The sequence below is a fragment of the Yinghuangia soli genome, assembly GCF_021502675.1.
Taxonomy (GTDB): domain Bacteria; phylum Actinomycetota; class Actinomycetes; order Streptomycetales; family Streptomycetaceae; genus Yinghuangia; species Yinghuangia soli.
In genome coordinates this window covers 37,199-54,340 of sequence record NZ_JAKFHA010000007.1, presented here as the reverse complement: position 1 = coordinate 54,340, position 17,142 = coordinate 37,199, and the positions used below count along the sequence as shown (strand labels likewise).

Annotated in this window: 12 protein-coding genes and 1 pseudogene; 10 read left to right on the top strand and 3 right to left on the bottom strand. The window is 71.7% G+C overall.

Going from position 1 to position 17,142, the window contains the following annotated elements:
• Window positions 1-107 precede the first annotated feature (107 nt).
• Window positions 108-2,858: a pyruvate dehydrogenase (acetyl-transferring), homodimeric type gene (aceE, locus tag LZ495_RS14890; protein WP_235052669.1), complete on the bottom strand. Its 2,751-nt coding sequence runs from the start codon at window positions 2,856-2,858 to the stop codon at window positions 108-110.
• Window positions 2,859-3,323: 465 nt separating this feature from the next.
• Between aceE and LZ495_RS14885 the strand changes: the two genes are divergently transcribed.
• Together LZ495_RS14885 and LZ495_RS14880 are read left to right on the top strand one after the other, a co-directional pair.
• Window positions 3,324-3,560 carry a DUF1918 domain-containing protein gene (locus LZ495_RS14885; RefSeq protein ID WP_235052668.1) on the top strand — a complete coding sequence of 79 codons (237 nt, stop codon included), beginning with the start codon at window positions 3,324-3,326 and terminating at the stop codon, window positions 3,558-3,560.
• A gap of 170 nt (window positions 3,561-3,730) precedes the next feature.
• A complete protein-coding gene (locus LZ495_RS14880) occupies window positions 3,731-4,177 on the top strand; it encodes a DUF3052 domain-containing protein (RefSeq protein ID WP_235052667.1) in 447 nt (148 codons plus the stop codon).
• 280 nt (window positions 4,178-4,457) lie between these two features.
• Here the strand turns inward: LZ495_RS14880 and LZ495_RS14875 are convergent, their stop codons facing one another.
• Entirely contained in the window at window positions 4,458-5,390 is a 933-nt protein-coding gene (locus tag LZ495_RS14875) for a maleylpyruvate isomerase family mycothiol-dependent enzyme (protein ID WP_235052666.1), read from the bottom strand.
• Between the two features lie 186 nt (window positions 5,391-5,576).
• Between LZ495_RS14875 and LZ495_RS14870 the strand changes: the two genes are divergently transcribed.
• The 5 genes from LZ495_RS14870 to LZ495_RS14850 all read left to right on the top strand — a co-directional run bounded on the left by LZ495_RS14870 (window position 5,577) and on the right by LZ495_RS14850 (window position 9,890).
• Entirely contained in the window at window positions 5,577-6,035 is a 459-nt protein-coding gene (locus LZ495_RS14870) for a peroxiredoxin (protein WP_235052665.1), read from the top strand.
• A 234-nt stretch (window positions 6,036-6,269) separates the two neighbouring features.
• A complete protein-coding gene (locus LZ495_RS14865; RefSeq protein WP_235052664.1) occupies window positions 6,270-6,845 on the top strand; it encodes a TerD family protein in 576 nt (191 codons plus the stop codon).
• Between the two features lie 151 nt (window positions 6,846-6,996).
• Window positions 6,997-7,575 (top strand): TerD family protein, encoded by a 579-nt coding sequence (locus LZ495_RS14860; protein WP_235052663.1) that lies wholly within the window; start codon window positions 6,997-6,999, stop codon window positions 7,573-7,575.
• 239 nt (window positions 7,576-7,814) lie between these two features.
• The gene (locus LZ495_RS14855) at window positions 7,815-8,972 is read left to right on the top strand and encodes a DUF475 domain-containing protein (RefSeq protein WP_235052662.1); all 1,158 of its coding nucleotides are present in this window, start codon (window positions 7,815-7,817) and stop codon (window positions 8,970-8,972) included.
• A gap of 231 nt (window positions 8,973-9,203) precedes the next feature.
• Window positions 9,204-9,890: a TerD family protein gene (locus LZ495_RS14850; RefSeq protein WP_235052661.1), complete on the top strand. Its 687-nt coding sequence runs from the start codon at window positions 9,204-9,206 to the stop codon at window positions 9,888-9,890.
• A gap of 227 nt (window positions 9,891-10,117) precedes the next feature.
• Here LZ495_RS14850 and LZ495_RS14845 read toward each other — a convergent pair whose 3' ends face one another.
• Window positions 10,118-11,512, bottom strand: coding sequence for a TerD family protein (locus LZ495_RS14845; RefSeq protein WP_235052660.1), 1,395 nt, complete (start codon window positions 11,510-11,512; stop codon window positions 10,118-10,120).
• Window positions 11,513-12,062: 550 nt separating this feature from the next.
• Between LZ495_RS14845 and LZ495_RS14840 the strand changes: the two genes are divergently transcribed.
• From LZ495_RS14840 to LZ495_RS14830, 3 genes and pseudogenes are all read left to right on the top strand, one after another.
• Window positions 12,063-13,397: an HpcH/HpaI aldolase/citrate lyase family protein gene (locus LZ495_RS14840; protein ID WP_235052659.1), complete on the top strand. Its 1,335-nt coding sequence runs from the start codon at window positions 12,063-12,065 to the stop codon at window positions 13,395-13,397.
• 161 nt (window positions 13,398-13,558) lie between these two features.
• A pseudogene (locus LZ495_RS45280) lies at window positions 13,559-16,170 on the top strand (phosphoribosyltransferase).
• The gene (locus tag LZ495_RS14830; RefSeq protein ID WP_235052658.1) at window positions 16,167-17,039 is read left to right on the top strand and encodes an HAD family hydrolase; all 873 of its coding nucleotides are present in this window, start codon (window positions 16,167-16,169) and stop codon (window positions 17,037-17,039) included. The pseudogene LZ495_RS45280 and the gene LZ495_RS14830 overlap by 4 nt, the downstream one beginning before the upstream one ends.
• Window positions 17,040-17,142: the final 103 nt, after the last annotated feature.

The window sequence follows — 17,142 nt, the reverse complement described above, 5'->3', positions numbered from 1 at the left end:
TACCCGACAAACGGCCGCCTCTCCTCGGGGTGTAAACGTGGGTTGGCCCCGGAACGCTGAGCAGCGTTCCGGGCCCTCCGACGGGGTCGTCCAGGTGTGTGCAGGTGTTACGCGTCGCCGCCGACCGTGCCCACGCCCGCGGCCTTCACGTCGAGGATCTGGTACGTGTCGATGGCCTTCTTGACCGTCGCCGCGTCCACCTCGCCGCGCCGCGCCAGCTCGGACAGCACGCCGACCACGACGGACTCGGCGTCCACGTGGAAGTACCGGCGGGCCGCTCCGCGGGTGTCCGCGAAGCCGAAGCCGTCGGTGCCGAGCGACGCGTAGTCGCTGGGCACCCAGCGGGCGATCTGGTCCGGCACCGAGCGCATCCAGTCGGAGACCGCGATGACCGGGCCCGGCTTGCCGTCCAGGACCTGCTGCACGTACGGGATGCGCGGCTCCTCCTCCGGGTGCAGGAGGTTGTGCTCCTCGCACTCGACGGCCTCGCGGCGCAGCTCGTTCCACGAGGTCGCCGACCATACGTCCGCGACCACGTTCCAGTCCTCGGCCAGCATCTTCTGGGCGGCCAGCGCCCACGGCATGCCGACGCCGGAGGCGAGGATCTGGGCGCGCAGGGCGCCGTCCTTCGGCTCGCCCTCCTTGAACCGGTACAGGCCCTTGAGGATGCCCTGCACGTCGACGTTCTCCGGCTCGGCCGGCTGGTCGATCGGCTCGTTGTAGACCGTGACGTAGTAGAAGACGTCCTCGCCGTGCGGGTGCTCCTCGGAGGACCCGTACATGCGGCGGAGGCCGTCCTGCACGATGTGCGCGATCTCGAACGCGTAGGCCGGGTCGTACGCGACGACCGCCGGGTTCGTCGAGGCCAGCAGGTGCGAGTGGCCGTCCGCGTGCTGCAGGCCCTCGCCGGTCAGCGTGGTGCGGCCCGCGGTGGCGCCCAGCACGAAGCCGCGCGCCAGCTGGTCGGACATCTGCCAGAACTGGTCGCCGGTGCGCTGGAACCCGAACATCGAGTAGAAGACGTACACCGGGATCATCGGCTCGCCGTGCGTGGAGTACGCCGAGCCCGCCGCGATCAGCGACGCCGTGCAGCCCGCCTCCGAGATGCCCTCGTGCAGCATCTGGCCGGTCGGCGACTCCTTGTAGGACAGCAGGAGCTCGCGGTCGACCGCCTCGTAGTTCTGGCCGTGCGGGTTGTAGATCTTGGCGGTCGGGAACATCGCGTCCATACCGAACGTGCGGTACTCGTCGGGCGCGATGGGCACGAAGCGCTTGCCGATCTCCGGGTCGCGCATGAGGTCCTTGAGCAGCCGCACGAAGGCCATCGTGGTGGCCATCGGCTGCCGCGCGCCCTTCTTGATCGGCGCGTAGACCGCGTCGCCGGGCAGCTTGACCGGCTTGGCGCGCAGCACGCGCGCCGGCATCGACCCGCCGAGCGCCGCACGGCGCTCCTTCATGTACTCCATCTCCTCGGACTTGTCGCCCGGGTGGTAGTACGGCGGGATGTCGGCCTCGAGGTCCTTGTCCGAGATCGGCAGGTAGAGCCGGTCGCGGAACATCTTGAGGTCGGCCTTGGTCAGCTTCTTCATCTGGTGCGTGGCGTTGCGGCTCTCGAAGTTCGGACCCAGGGTCCAGCCCTTCACCGTCTGCGCCAGGATCACCGTCGGCTGGCCGGTGTGCTCGCGGGCCGCCTTGAACGCCGCGTACACCTTGCGGTAGTCGTGCCCGCCGCGGCCGAGCTTGACCAGCTCGTCGTCGGTCATGTGCGCGACCATCTTGCGCAGCCGCGCGTCGTCGCCGAAGAAGTGCTCGCGGGCGTAGGCGCCCGACTCGACGGCGTACGTCTGGAACTGCCCGTCCGGGGTCGTGTTCATCTTGTTGACGAGCACGCCGTCGGTGTCCTGCGCGAGCAGGGAGTCCCACGAGCGGTCCCAGACGACCTTGATCACGTTCCAGCCGGCGCCGCGGAAGTACGACTCCAGCTCCTGGATGATCTTGCCGTTGCCGCGCACCGGGCCGTCGAGGCGCTGCAGGTTGCAGTTGATGACGAAGGTGAGGTTGTCCAGCTCCTCACGGGCCGCCAGGCCGATGTTGCCCAGCGACTCCGGCTCGTCCATCTCGCCGTCGCCCAGGAACGCCCACACGTGGCTGCGCGAGGTGTCCTTGATGTTGCGGTTGTGCAGGTAGCGGTTGAACCGCGCCTGGTAGATCGCGCCGAGGGGGCCGAGGCCCATCGAGACGGTCGGGAACTCCCAGAAGTCCGGCATGAGCCGCGGGTGCGGGTACGACGACAGGCCGTACGGCGCCTGCGAGTGCTCCTGGCGGAAGCCGTCCAGGTGCTGCTCGGTCAGCCGGCCCTCGAGGAAGGCGCGGGCGTAGATGCCCGGGGCGGCGTGGCCCTGGAAGAAGATCTGGTCGCCGCTCTCGCCGTGCTCCTTGCCGCGGAAGAAGTGGTTGAAGCCCACCTCGTACAGGCTCGCCGACGACGCGTACGTCGCGATGTGGCCGCCGACGCCGAGGCCGGGGCGGTTGGCCCGGGACACCATGATGGCCGCGTTCCAGCGGACGAACGCGCGGATGCGGCGCTCGATGTCCTCGTCACCGGGGAACCAAGGCTCGCTCTCCGGCGGGATCGTGTTGATGTAGTCGGTGCTGCGGAGCGCAGGCACGCCGACCTGCCGCTCGCGGGCGCGTTCGAGCAGCTTGAGCATGATGTAGCGGGCGCGCTGCCGCCCCTGCTCGTTGATGACGGAATCGAGCGACTCGAGCCATTCCCCGGTCTCGCTGGGGTCGATGTCCGGGAGCTGGCTCGGCAGGCCGTCACTGATGATCGAGAAGCGCTCTCGTCCGGATGCCACGCTGTTCCTTCGCATATCGGTAGATGTTGCGATCATCGGCCGGGCCCGGTGCGTCCGGATTTCTCCGGTCGTGCCGTGCGTCGGCCGCCACTGAGCGGTGTCGCGCCGCCTCCATCGTGGTACCCGGACGTGGTATCCGTCATCTCTACCGATCGGTAATGAACCCGGCGGGTGCTGGTGAAGCGCCCGGACGTGCCCATAACTGCCGTATCGACCTCGTGGATCCGTATCACTCTTTCTCCGGCTACCGCGACGAGGGCGCCGTTGCCCTGACCCCGGCTGTCGCCGGACGCCACACGCGGCGGCTCGCGGGAGCGGGGTATCCGCAACCGTGAACCACTCAGAAGATTACGCCGGGGCTCTTTCGCGGACCGCACCGGCGTAGTTGTCTGGGAGATGTACGGATGCCGTGATGGGGGACACAGCGGGGCATCATCGGCGGAAAGCTCGGCGGAAGGAGATCCGATGCACGCGACGATCGGCGACCGGCTCCATGTCCACGGGAACGCGGTCGGCCGCGCCGACCGCACCGGCGAAATCCTCGAGGTCCGCGGACCGGACGGGGAGCCGCCCTACGTCGTGCGGTTCGACGACGGGCACACCGGGCTGATCTTCCCGGGGCCGGATGCGGAGGTCGAGGCACGGGCCGCGCGCCCGGGGCCCGGAACGGCCGCGATGCCGCGGCGGCGCCAGGGCTGGTAGCGCCGGGCGCGGGCGCGCGCGGGGGAGTGCGCCGGGGTGCGCGCTGTTTCCGTCCCACCGGAGGTGTTTGGGCGGCCGCGTGACCTGGGTACTTGCGCGAACAGCCCGGCGCGTGTGGACTACGGCCACAGCTCCGGAACACTGCGGGGCCGAACATGGGAGGTCACTTCGTGAGCGCGACCGCGGACCACGCGGAGGAACGTGCCAACCCGCTTGCGCGGCTTGGGTTCCAGCCCGGACAGGTGGTCCAGGAGCTCGGTTACGACGACGACTGCGACGAGGACTTCCGCGATGCCATCGCGGAGATCACCGGCAATGAACTCGTCGACGAGGACTACGACGAGGACGTCGCCGACGTCGTCATCCTTTGGTACCGGGACGGGGACGGCGATCTCGTCGACTCCCTGGTGGATGCCTTGACCACGCTCACGGACGGCGGCACCGTGTGGCTGCTGACCCCCAAGACGGGCCGTGACGGCTACGTCGAGCCGAGCGAGATCGGCGAGGCGGCCCCCACGGCCGGCCTCACCGGGACGACCACGACCGCCGTCGCCAAGGACTGGTCGGGGACGCGGCTGGTGGCCCCCAAGACGGCCCGCAGCGGCGGCCGCAAGTAGGGCACGGCGCACAAGCACCCTTCGGGGGCGTGAGAACGGCATCAGGGTCGGCGAGCCGTCGCCGCCCTGCCGGGCTCGCGCCCCCGTCGGCGTTTGCGGGGCTCGGATGCTCAGCCGGGTCCGGGCGGTTCGGGAATCCCGGCGCGCCCGATAGCCCCGCCGAGAGCCGGATGCCGCTCGCCCCGGACGGCGTCGGCGGGCGTCCCGGTCCTTTGTGCGTTCCGGCGCTTTGGCGAGCCCGGCGCGTTCGGCGTAGTCGGCGTATTCGATTTGCCGGTGCTCAGCGCTGGATGCGGTTGACCGCGCGGCCGATGCCGCCCAGCCAGCCCGCCGCGACCCGCAGCGCGGGACCGCCGGGCAGCCCTGGCACGTGGTCGAGCAGCGGGGCGAGCGCGAGCAGCCCCGCCACGTTGTCGAGCTTCAGGTCGCGCTTGGCCAGCAGCGGCGGCACCGAGCGGCGGCCCGCCGAGGCGTCCAGGAGCAGTCCCGCCGAGGCGGCGCGCACCGCCGGGCCCTTGGTGGTCGCGGTGCGGATCCGCCGGACCGTCCAGCCGCCGTCGTGCGCGTCGAAGGCCCAGCCGCCGGCCGGGCCGAGCAGTGCGGTCCCGGCGGTGAGGCCGTGCCGGGCGGCGAGCGCGCCGGTGATGTCGGCCAGCGCCAGCAGCCCCGCGTCCACCAGGTCGGGGTCGGGTTCGGCGGCGCCGCAGGGGCCCAGGTCGGCGGCGTGCACGGCCAGTTCGTACGCGATGGCGCCGAGCTGGGTGAGCAGCGGGATCGGGCCGACCTGGGATCCGGTCGGCGCGAAGCCGATGCCCTCGCTCTCGCCCGCGGCGTACGCCGCGGCCAGCCGCGCCCGGCCGTCGTCGAGTGCGGCGAGGAGGTCGTCGAGGGAGGCGTCCCGGTGCGCGGCGACCAGCACTGCGTTGGCGGCGTCCTGGTCCAGCGGCCGCGGCGCGGCCGAGCGGTCGCCGCGGGCCTCGGCCAGCAGCCGGGCCAGGAGCGGCTCCTCGGGCCAGGACGCCAGGTGCGCCACCACGTCGCGGCCGGTCCAGCCGGGCAGCCGGGACGGTGCCTCCGGGTCGGTGCCGGCCGCGAGGTCGCGGAAGGCGTCCCAGGCGAGCAGGGCCCGGGCGCGCTGGTCGGCGACCGGAGTGGTGGCCGCGCCGCGTGCTGGGGCCGATGCCGCGTCGTGCTGCGCTGCGGTCGGGGCCATGGCGTCCATCTTTCCCTGCACATATCGCCGCCAAGCGGCCGCCCCGAGGGACAGCCGCGCGGGCGTCCGGGCGGCACCCGGGCGCCTGCCCGGAGAGACCGCGGAAGGCGGGTGCCAAACTGTGGGGCGTGAAGCCCCGCCCGGGGCGCGACACCGTCACACCGCAGTTGGTCGAAAGGACGCACCATGGCCGTCGAGATCGGCAGCAAGGCCCCCGACTTCGAGCTCAAGGACCAGCACGGGAGCCTCGTCAAGCTGTCCGACTTCCAGGGCAGCAAGAATGTCGTGCTGCTCTTCTACCCGTTCTCTTTCACCGGCGTGTGCACCGGCGAGCTGTGCGCGCTGCGCGACGAGCTTCCGACGTTCGTCAACGACGACGTCCAGCTGCTCGCGGTGTCGTGCGACTCGATGTTCACGCAGAAGGTCTTCGCGGAGAAGGAGGGCCTGGAGTACCCGGTCCTTTCCGACTTCTGGCCGCACGGCGAGGTCGCCAAGGCCTACGGCGTCTTCAACGAGGAGAAGGGCTGCGCGGTCCGCGGCACCTTCATCATCGACAAGGAGGGCACGGTCCGCTGGACCATCGTCAACGGCCTTCCGGACGCGCGTGACCTGAACGACTACGCGAAGGCGCTCGGCACCCTCTGAGCACCCTGCCGAACACCGTTCCGAACGGGAGGGCGTCCGCGGTCGCGCGGGCGCCCTTCCGCGCTTCTTGCGCACGGCGGGGAATTCGGGATATCCCTCGACCTCGACTCCGACACTGCGCAGATCACGCGGTGGTCAGGAACTCCTGACTAGGATCGGATCGTTGTCCAGCCGTACACGGCAAATTCCGGAGCTGCGCCCCCGAGGCAGGCTCCACGATCTTATGGAGGACTCGTGGGAGTCAGCCTGAGCAAGGGCGGCAACGTCTCCCTGACCAAGGAGGCCCCGGGCCTTACGGCCGTCCTGGTCGGCCTGGGCTGGGACGTCCGCACGACCACCGGTCAGGACTTCGACCTCGACGCGAGCGCGATCCTGCTCAACGGTGGCGGCAAGACCCTCTCCGACCAGCACTTCGTGTTCTTCAACAACCTGAAGAGCCCGGACGGCTCGGTCGAGCACACCGGTGACAACACCACCGGTGAGGGCGAGGGCGACGACGAGGCGCTCAAGGTCAACCTGGCCGGCGTGCCGGCCGAGGTCGAGCGCATCGTGTTCCCCGTGTCGATCTACGACGCGGAGACCCGCCAGCAGTCGTTCGGCCAGGTCCGCAACGCGTTCATCCGCATCGTGAACCAGGCGGACAACAACGAGCTCGCCCGCTACGACCTCACCGAGGACGCGTCCACCGAGACCGCCATGGTCTTCGGCGAGCTGTACCGCAACGGTGCGGAGTGGAAGTTCCGCGCGGTCGGCCAGGGCTACGCCTCGGGCCTGCGCGGCATCGCGCAGGACTTCGGCGTCAACGTCTGACCGACGCCAGCGTGATCCAGGCGCCCGCCGGCCATGTGCCGGCGGGCGTCGCGCGTGATGGGGGAAATCCCTTGAGCTGCGCCTCGGGCCGAGACGCGGCCGGGGGCTGGTGAATAGGCTTCGGCCGGGGACTACGAAGCAGGAGGAACACATGGGGGTCACCCTCGCCAAGGGCGGCAACGTCTCGCTGACCAAGGCCGCGCCGAACCTGACCACCGTGCTGGTGGGCCTGGGCTGGGACGCACGCGCCACCACGGGGGCGTCTTTCGACCTGGACGCCAGTGCGCTGCTGTGCGGCGGTGCGGGCAAGGTACTGGGCGACGACTACTTCGTCTTCTACAACAACCTGAAGAGCCCCGAGGGTTCGGTGGAGCACACCGGCGACAACCTCACCGGCGAGGGCGACGGCGACGACGAGGTCCTGATGGTCGACCTCACGCTGGTGCCGCAGACCGTCGAGAAGGTGGTCTTCCCGGTGTCGATCTACGACGCCGAGACCCGGGGCCAGACGTTCGGGCAGGTGCGCAACGCGTACATCCGGATCGTGAACCAGGCGGACGGAAACGAGCTTGCGCGATACGACTTGACCGAGGATGCGTCAAGCGAGACAGCCATGATCTTTGGAGAACTTTACCGATACCAGGGGGAGTGGAAGTTCCGCGCAGTAGGCCAGGGGTACGCTTCGGGGCTGCGGGGCATCGCCCTGGACTTCGGAGTCAGCGTGCAGTGATCGGTCCGGTCGGGGGTCGGTCGCCGCGGTGACCGGCCCTCTGCTGTTTTCCGGGCCGCTTCCGGGCCCGAAGTCCATTGCGCCCCGCGCCCTTGGCCGGACCCCCGACGCCGCCGGCAGCGTGCTGTCTCCACATGGCCCTGTCGACTTTCCGGCGAGTCGCTCCGCACCCGTGCAGTCCTGCAGTCCTGTAGTCGCGTTGTCCTGGTAGTCCTGGAATGGAAAGGGATCCCTGTCCCGTGGTGCTCCGTACCTTTGGCTGGTCGTTCGCCGTCACGGTGGTCGGCTTGGCCGCAGCCTTCATGTTGTGGGGGTGGGAGGGCTTCGCGGTGGTCGCGATCCTGTCCATCCTGGAGATCTCGCTGTCCTTCGACAACGCGGTCGTCAACGCCAGCGTGCTGGCGAAGATGAACGAGTTCTGGCAGAAGATCTTCCTCACCATCGGCATCCTCATCGCCGTCTTCGGCATGCGCCTGGTCTTCCCGCTGCTCATCGTCGGCGTCACCGCCAAGATGGGCCCGATCGAGACCATCGACCTGGCGATGAACAACCAGGACGAGTACGAGCGCCTGGTCACCGCCGCGCACCCGGCCATCGCGGCCTTCGGCGGCGTCTTCCTGCTGATGATCTTCCTCGACTTCGTGTTCGAGGAGCGTGAGCACAAGTGGCTTGCGTGGCTGGAGCGCCCGCTCGCCAAGCTCGGCAAGCTGGACATGCTCTCGGTGCTCGTCGCGCTCGGCGTCCTGCTGATCATCGCGACCACCTACGGCTCCGAGGCCCTCGTGGGCGACCACGACACCGCGGACAAGACCGCGACCGTGCTCATCTCCGGTCTGCTGGGTCTGATCACGTACCTGATCGTGGGCGGCCTCTCCGACTACTTCGAGGACAAGCTCGAAGACGACGATGACGACGACGAGGACGGCGAGGAAGGCGAGGCGCGCGAGAAGCCGCAGCGCGGCGCGAACGGCAAGGTCGTCGGCCTGGCCGGCAAGGCCGCGTTCTTCCTGTTCCTCTACCTCGAGGTCCTCGACGCGTCGTTCTCGTTCGACGGCGTCATCGGCGCGTTCGCCATCACCAACGACATCTTCGAGATGGCGCTGGGTCTCGGCATCGGCGCCATGTACGTGCGTTCGCTGACCGTCTACCTGGTCCGCAAGGGCACGCTGGACGACTACGTCTACCTCGAGCACGGCGCGCACTACGCGATCGGCGCGCTGGCCGTCATCCTGCTCATCACCATCGGCCAGCACATGAACGAGGTCATCACCGGCCTCATCGGCGTCATCCTGATCGCGGCCGCATTCGGGTCGTCGGTGCTCCGCAACAAGCGGATCGGCCACGAACCAGGAAAGAACGGCGACAGCGCGCAGGAAGAAGTCGAAGCCAAGGTCTGATCCGGTCACTGGCCCGGTCACTGGCCCGGTCACCGGCCCGGTCACTGCCCTGGTCCGACGGGCCCTGCCCGGCCTTGACCGGGGCGGCCGAAACGCCGTCCGCAGGCGACCGGCAAGCCGTACCGCACGTAGCGCTCACCGCGCGGCGTGCGGTACGGCTATTTTTGTGGCAGCGCGGTCACCGAACGCGGTGGCCGCGGGCCATGGGCATGGCAAAGGCGGGGAGGCGCAATGCCGTTGTTCGGTCGGCAGCAGGGGCTCGTCGGCGAGCCGGACACCGGCAGCCACAAGGTCACGTTGACCCGGAGCGCACCCGAGGTCTCGCTGACCCGGCAGGGGTCGGCGAACGGCACCCTGCGGGTCAACCTGCACTGGAACCAGTTCTACGAGGAGCCGCCGCCGAAGCCGCGCGCCGGGCTGTTCCGGCCGCTGCAGGTGAACTCGCCGCCGCTGCCCCAGAAGATCGACCTCGACCTGGGCTGCATGTGGGAGCTGTCGGACGGCTCCAAGGGCGTCGTACAGGCCCTGGGCAGCCTGTACGGGGACTTCAATCAGGCCCCGTACGTCCGCCTGGACCACGACGACCGCACCGGGTCGGCGTCCGGCGAGACGATGTTCATCAACCTCGACCAGGCCAGGCTGCTCAAGCGGCTGCTGATCTTCGTCTACATCTACGACGGCACCCCGGCATTCGACCAGGCCAACGGTGTGGTCAGCCTGTTCCCGAACGCCGGTCGGCCGATCGAGGTGCGGCTCGACGAGCGCTCCGCGGGCGCCCGCACCTGCGCCGTCGCGCTGGTGGAGAACCAGGGCGACGAGATGACGGTGCGCCGCGTGGTGCGCTACATCGACGGGTTCCAGGCCGAACTGGACCGCGCGTTCGGCTGGGGCCTGGTGTGGGCGCGCGGCTACAAGTAGGCGGGCCGGGCGGCCCCGGGTGAGCAGGCGGGCCAGGCGGCCCGGAATCCGGTTGGACGGCGCGTTCGGCTGGGGCCTGGTCCGGGCGCGCGGCTACAGGTAGGCAGGCCGGGCAGCCCCGGGTGAGCAGGCGGGTCGGGCGGCCCGGAGTCCGTACGGCCGGACGCCCGGCCTGGACCGGGCGGTCCTGACCGGGCGTTCGCCTGCGTGCCCGCGGGGCTGCGGGACTACTGGAACTGCGGGCCCTGCGGCGGGTTGTTGAGCCACTGGGTCTGCGGCGCCTGGCCCGGCTGCGGGGCCTGTCCGTGGCCGCCGGCCGGCAGGTGGCCTTGCGGGGCGTGGCCCGGACCGGACTGCTGCTGACCGAACGCACCCATCCCGCCGGGACCGGACGCGTGCTGCCCCGGGTGGCTCTGGTGCGGCTGCCCGTGCTGACCCGGCTGGCTGTGCTGTCCGGGCTGGCTGTGCTGCCCGTGCTGCCCTGGATAACCCGGCGTGTACTGCGGTCCGCCGGGCGGCATCACCATCACACCGGGCGGCGTCTGCACGGCGCCCGGGGCGCCCGAGGCGGCTGCAGCAGCGGCTGCTGCGCCCTGCGGCGGGTTCGGGGAGGCCATCGTGGGCGGCGGAGGCACGTGCGCGCCCTGCGAGGGGGTCTGCGGGAAGCCCGACGAGCCCAGCGGCGTGTGCGGGCCGGGCGGCGGCGGGATCGGCTGGCCGCCGTACGGCGTCTGCGGGCCGGTCGCGGCGCCGGGCGCCCCCGCACCGGGACCCGACTGGCCGGGCTGACCGGGCTGACCGGGCTGACCGGTCTGTCCCGGGCGCTGCGGCGACGCGGGCAGCGGTGCCGGGTCCTGCGGCAGGGACATCGGCATGAGCGCGGTGGGCGCGAGGGCGTCGGCCGGCATGGGCGTCGGGGCGGGCGCGGGCGCCGGGGAGGGCGAGGGAGTCGCCTGCGGGGCCGGTTCGGCGGTGGTCGGCGCGGGCGTGGGCCAGGCCGAGCCGCCCTGCTGACCGCCCGGCGTACCCGGCGTGTTCGGCGCCCGGACCGGCACCGGCGCGGGGGCCGGAGCGGGCTCGGGCTCCGGCTCGTCGTCGACGTTGATGCCGTAGTCGGTGGCCAGCCCGGCCAGTCCGGAGTCGTACCCCTGGCCGACCGCGCGGAACTTCCACTGGTCGTTGCGCAGGTAGATCTCGCCGAAGACGAACGCGGTCTCCGAGGTCGCGCCCGCGATCGGGAAGTTGAGGAGCTCGCGCCCGCCCGCCGCGTCGAACACCCGCAGGATCAGCCCCGGCACCGCGCTCACCCGGCCGCCGTCCGCGGAACCGGCCACCACGACGCGGGCGATGCCCGGCTCCAGGCTCTTCACGTCCACCCGGAACGCGTCCGAGCAGCCGGCCGGCGCCACCACCTTGTCGCCGTGCACCACGGCGCCGGACGGATGCCGCGGCTGGTTGTAGAACACGAAGTCGGCGTCGCTGCGCACGCGCCCGTCGGCACCGAGGAGCAGCGCCGAGCAGTCGATGTCGGGGACTCCGGGCCCGGTCCGCCATTCCAGGACGACCCGGACCGAGTCCGCGCCGAGAGCCGTGTTCGCGCCCTTGGTCATCACCTGCGTCATGCGCCCATCCTGCCCGGTTCTCCGGCCGCGGCTCAACGCAGGCGCGCAATCGGCACTGCGCCGCACCGCACCGGAGCCCCGGCGGCGCGGGCCGCGGACCGGCCGTGGAATGGATCGGGGGATTGATCGGGGGATTGATCGGGGAGCCGACCGGGAACCGGCAGGGAACCACGGAACGCCGCCGTCCGTTCTTCCGTACGGAAGGCCGGGGCACGCCGATGGCTCAGCCGTTTTCAGCCGTCACGGTGTGTGGCCTGCCCGGCGTGTCGGCTGCTCCGGAGCGGCTTCCGGGCCGCGCCCGGCACCCCGGATGACCGGAAGTCTCTGGGTCGGACCGTGTGTGACGCGGCTGTGACAAGCCCGTGAACGTCTTTCGCATGCGCCCGGACGGATCTTCTGCCATTTTGCTTTTCGGTTACCGTATGTGTGCCTGCCGGGGGAGCCGGTCGGGCGCGACCGCGCCGAGGGGCGCGAAATAAGTCCCGAACCGCATCGCCACAGCGCGCGGGGGGCGCGCCTGGACCGGACCACGACAGCTAGGGGGAACAAGATGCGCCACTTCGCATTCCTGGACGACCAGGAACTGAGGCACCTGTTCCACCGTCCTCCCCAGGATTTCCGCCGGGACGCCGAGCCGGCAGTGCTCGCCGCCGCTCTCGGCGCCACGCTCTACAGTCCCGCCACGCGCACCACGCTCGCCGCCGACATCGCCAAGCAGGCCGCGCGCGGCGTCACCTCCATGGTCCTGTGCCTGGAGGACGCCATCGACGACGGCGATGTCGAGATGGGCGAGCACAACCTCGTCGCCCAGCTCACCGAGCACGCCGAGTCCGGCGCGGACGGCCCGCTGCTTTTCGTACGGGTCCGCGCCCCCGAGCAGATCACCGACCTGACCGAGCGCCTCGGCCCGGCGCTGTCCGCGCTCACCGGCTTCGTGATGCCCAAGTTCGAGCCGGACAGCGGCGCCCGCTACCTCAAGGCGCTGGTCGAGGCGAGCCTGGACAGCGGCCGCCGGCTGCTCGGCATGCCGGTGCTCGAGTCGCCGTGCATCGCGTACCTGGAGTACCGCCAGCGCATGCTCACCGAGCTGTCCGCGCTGATCGCCGCGCACCGCGAGCACATCCTGGCGGTGCGGATAGGCGCCACCGACTTCTCGTCGGCTTACGCGCTGCGCCGCTCGCGCGACCTGACCGCGTACGACGTGCACTTGGTCGCGGGCCTGATCGCGGACATCGTGAACGTCTTCGGGCGGTCGGACGGCACCGGCTTCGTCATCTCCGGGCCGGTCTGGGAGTACTTCCCGCAGGGCGAGCGGCTGTTCAAGCCGCAGCTGCGCCGCTCGCCGTTCGCCGAGGCCGAGGACCCGGCCGAGGCGGTCGCGCTGCGCGCCCGGCTGATCTCCGCGGACCTGGACGGCCTGATCCGCGAGTTGGAGCTGGACAAGGCCAACGGGCTGCTCGGCAAGACCGCGATCCACCCGAGCCACGTCGCGGTCATCCACGCGATGTCGGTGGTGACGCACGAGGAGTTCAGCGACGCGACGGACATCCTCGCGGAGAGTGCCGCGGGCGGCGGCGTGCTGCGCTCGGCGTACACGAACAAGATGAACGAGGTGAAGCCGCACCGGGCGTGGGCCGAGGCGGTCATGCGCCGCGCGGGCGCATTCGGGGTGGCCAACGAGGACGTCAGCTTCGTCGACCTGCTCGCTGCGACCGCATCGGCGCAGGCCGGTACGGCGGACGGCGGCGTGCCGCGGCACACCGGGCCGGTGCGCGCGGTCGTCGCGCCGCGGCACCGCGAGGAGCACGCGCATGCCGGGGATGCCGACGCGCCTGGCGAGGGAGGCGTCTCCGAGGGGGACGTGCCCGGGAACGGGGACATGTGAGCACGCAGAACGTGACGGTCAGGTCGGCGGTCGCGGGAATCCGCGCCGTTGCGGTGTCCGGTGGCGTGTTCGCGACGCCGGCCCAGGTCGCTGCGCTGACCGCGGCGGACGCCGCCGGGGAATGGCCCGGCAGCTGGGTCGCCCGGCGGCTCGGCCTGCGGATGGAGGCAGCGGCCGATTCGGTCGGCCCGCGGTTCTCGATGGATGTGCTGGCGGAGGCCGCCGACGCGGCCCGGCTGCGGGCGCTGGTCGGGCTCGCGCTGCGCCGCAATCCGCGCCGCGCGCACCTGCTGGTGTCGACGGTGCTCGGCAAGCACGTGCCGCAGCTGCCGCACGTCGTGCACGACGCGGGCCGCGCGCTGGGCGCACTCGTCCGCGGCGTGCTCGAGGACGAGGACGGCTGCTCGGGTACGGCCGGCCTGCTCGACACCGGCAGGCCGCCGAAGGTCTCGGCGTTCGTGGAGTACGGGGCCGCGCCCGTCGTGCTCGGCTATGCCGAGACGGCGACCGGGCTCGGGCACTGCGTCGCGGAATCGCTGCCCGGTGCCACGTACCTGCACTCGACGCGGCGCCCGGTGGACGGCGTCGCGCCGCTGGGCGGGTTCGAGGAGGAGCACTCGCACGCGACCTCGCACCTGCTGCTGCCCGAGGACCCCGATTGGCTGACCGGCGGTGCTCCGCTGGTTCTCGTGGACGACGAACTGTCGACCGGCCGCACGGTGCTGAACACCATCGAGGCCCTGCACCGGGTCGCACCGCGCACGCGGTACGTCATCGCCTCGCTCATCGACGTCCGGAGGCCCGGCGACCGGCGCGACATGGAGGCGTTCGCGGCGCGGCTGGGGGTGCGCGTGGACGTGGTGGCGCTGGCCGGCGGCGTGGTCGAACTGCCGGACGACGCCTTGCGGCGCGGCGCGGAGCTGGTGGCGGCCGAGGAGGCCCGGCGTACCACCGCCGTACCCTCGGCCCCGACCGGAGCCGGTACCGGGACCGGGGTGCCGAGCGCGGGCGCCGGGGAGATCGTCCGGCTTGCGCTCGCGTGGCCGCCGGGCCTTCCCGACGGCGGCCGGCACGGCTTCACCGCGTGGCACCAGTCCCTGCTGGACGCCGCACTGCCGCGGCTCGGTTCCGAGCTGGCCGGGCAACTTGCCGGTGCGCGCCGGGTGTTGGTGCTGGGCTTCGAAGAGCTCATGTACGCCCCGCTGCGGCTGGCCCGGGCGCTGGCCGACGCATTCGCCGAGGCGGACCCGGGCAGCGGCACGGGTACGGGCGCGGATGCGGGCGTCGAGGTGCGCTACTCGACCACCACCCGCTCCCCGGTGCTCGCCGTCGACGACCCCGGCTACGCCATCCGCACCCGGCTGGCCTTCCCCGCGCACGACGACCCGGCGGACGGGCCCGGCGAGCGCTACGCGTACAACGTCGACCCGGGTACCGATCACGCCCGCCGGTTCGACACGATTGTCCTGGTCGTCGACGACGTCGCCGACACTCCGGCGCTGCACGCGCCGGGCGGCCTCCTGGACGCGCTGTCCCGCGTCTCGGACCGGACCGCCCTGGCCGTACTGCCCGGTTATGTCCCCGCTTCCGCCCGCACTCCCCGACCCGAGGCAGCCGTATGACCGTTCGCGACACCGGAAAACTCCCCGAGCCGCTCGTCGGCCCCGGGTTCTCCTCCTATGCCGCGGATGAGGTCGCCTGGCTGCTGAAGGACCTGTCGGACGTCGAGCTGGAGGCGCCGCTCGAAGAGCGCGAGGAGGCGATCCAGCAGGGCGACGCGCACTACGCCGAGTCGCTGCCGATCGAGTACCAGCCCTCGCCGGAGTACCAGGCGCTCTTCCACACCGCGCTGGCGCAGTCCGCGGACCGCCTCGCGCACGCGGTCGGCGTGGTCACCGAGATCGTGCTGGCCGAACGCGGCCGGGACGCCGTGCTGGTGTCGCTGGCCCGGGCCGGCAGCCCGGTGGGCATCCTGATGCGCCGGTGGGCGGCGTACGCGCACGGCCTCGAACTGCCGCACTACTCGGTCTCGATCGTCCGGGCGCGCGGCATCGACCCGGTGGCGCTGCGCTGGCTGGGCCGCGAGTACGACCCGTCGCGGATCATGTTCGTGGACGGCTGGACCGGCAAGGGCGCCATCACGCGCGAGCTGACCGCCGCGCTGGACGAGCTGCACGACGCGACCGGCCTGCGGTTCTCCGACGAGCTGGCGGTGCTGGCCGACCCGGGGTCCTGCGTGACCACGTACGGCACCCGCGACGACTTCCTCATCCCGTCCGCCTGCCTGAACTCCACGGTGTCCGGACTGGTCTCGCGGACCGTGCTGCGCGACGGCCTGATCGGCCCGGACGACTTCCACGGCGCGAAGTTCTACCGCGACCTGCTGGACGCCGACGTGTCCAACCTGTTCCTCGACACCGTGGCCGCGCGCTTCGCCGCGGTCGCCGACGACGTCGCCCGCGACTGGCCGGTGCTGGCCGCCTCGGACCGCACGCCCGCCTGGGACGGGTGGCGCGCGGTGGAGCGCATCGGAACCGAATACGGGATCGACAACGTCAATCTGATCAAACCCGGCGTGGGCGAGACCACGCGGGTTCTGCTGCGCCGTGTGCCGTGGATGATTCTTGCCCGGCGCGGGGTCGGCACCGAGCTCGACCACGTCCGCATGCTCGCGGACCAGCGGGGGGTGGAGGTCGTCGAGGTCGACGGACTGCCGTACTCCTGCGTGGGTCTGGTCAAGCCCGGATTCCGCCGCGACATTGGAGTCACGTGACGAAGGCCAAGCACGACAGCACTGGGGACCGGATCCGGACCGGCGGCGGTCCGGTGGTCGCCGCATCCGACCTGGACCGCACGCTCATCTACTCGCGGGCGGCCGCGCGCCTGGGCCTCGGCCCGGGCGAGGAGACGCCGGAGCTCGAGTGCGTCGAGATCCACGACGGCAAGTCGATCTCGTTCCTGACCCGGGCCTCCGCCCGGATAATCGTCGAACTCGGCGCGCGGGCCCTGCTCGTCCCGACCACGACGCGTACCCGCAAGCAGTACCGGCGCATCACGCTGCCGGGCCGCACCCCGGCGTACGCGATCTGCGCCAACGGCGGGCACATCCTCGTGGACGGGGAGACCGACGAGGACTGGAACGCGGGCGTGCGCAAGCGGCTGGCCGAGGAGTCGGCGCCGCTGACCGAAGTGGTCGCGCACCTGGAGGCGGTGACGGACCCCGCGTGGACCCGCAAACTGCGGGTCGCCGAGGAGCTGTTCACCTACCTGGTGCTGGAGCGCGAGAAGCTGCCGGCCGGGATCGTCGCGGACCTGACCGGGTGGGCCGCGGAGCGCGGCTGGGGCGTGTCGCTGCAGGGCCGCAAGCTGTACTTCGTCCCGGAGGCGCTCACCAAGGGCGCCGCGGTCGACGAGGTGCGGCGGCGCACCGGTGCGGGCCTCGTGCTGGGCGCGGGCGACTCGCTGCTGGACATCGACCTGCTCGAGTCGGCGGACGCGGGCATCAGGCCGGCGCACGGCGAGCTGGCCGACACCGGCTGGACCGCGCCGCACGTCATCGAGACCGGACACGCAGGAGTCCGGGCCGGCGAGGAGATCCTGGCCTGGATGCTCGCCCGGGTCGACGAGGCCGGCGCGCTCTGAGCCGCTGAGCCCGTGACCCGAGCCGTCCGGGCAGGCGGCACCGCGCAACGCGAAGGGGCGGGGGCGGGCCCAGGGGGGGCGCCCCGCCGCCGGGGGGGGGGGG

Coding starts and splice junctions, on each gene's coding strand:
- LZ495_RS14860 (WP_235052663.1), top strand. CDS start 6,997: ATGGGGGTCACCCTCGCCAAGGGCGGCAACGTCTCGCTGACCAAGGCC.
- LZ495_RS14845 (WP_235052660.1), bottom strand. CDS start 11,512: ATGACGCAGGTGATGACCAAGGGCGCGAACACGGCTCTCGGCGCGGAC.
- LZ495_RS14840 (WP_235052659.1), top strand. CDS start 12,063: ATGCGCCACTTCGCATTCCTGGACGACCAGGAACTGAGGCACCTGTTC.
- LZ495_RS14875 (WP_235052666.1), bottom strand. CDS start 5,390: ATGGCCCCGACCGCAGCGCAGCACGACGCGGCATCGGCCCCAGCACGC.
- LZ495_RS14885 (WP_235052668.1), top strand. CDS start 3,324: ATGCACGCGACGATCGGCGACCGGCTCCATGTCCACGGGAACGCGGTC.
- LZ495_RS14850 (WP_235052661.1), top strand. CDS start 9,204: ATGCCGTTGTTCGGTCGGCAGCAGGGGCTCGTCGGCGAGCCGGACACC.
- LZ495_RS14870 (WP_235052665.1), top strand. CDS start 5,577: ATGGCCGTCGAGATCGGCAGCAAGGCCCCCGACTTCGAGCTCAAGGAC.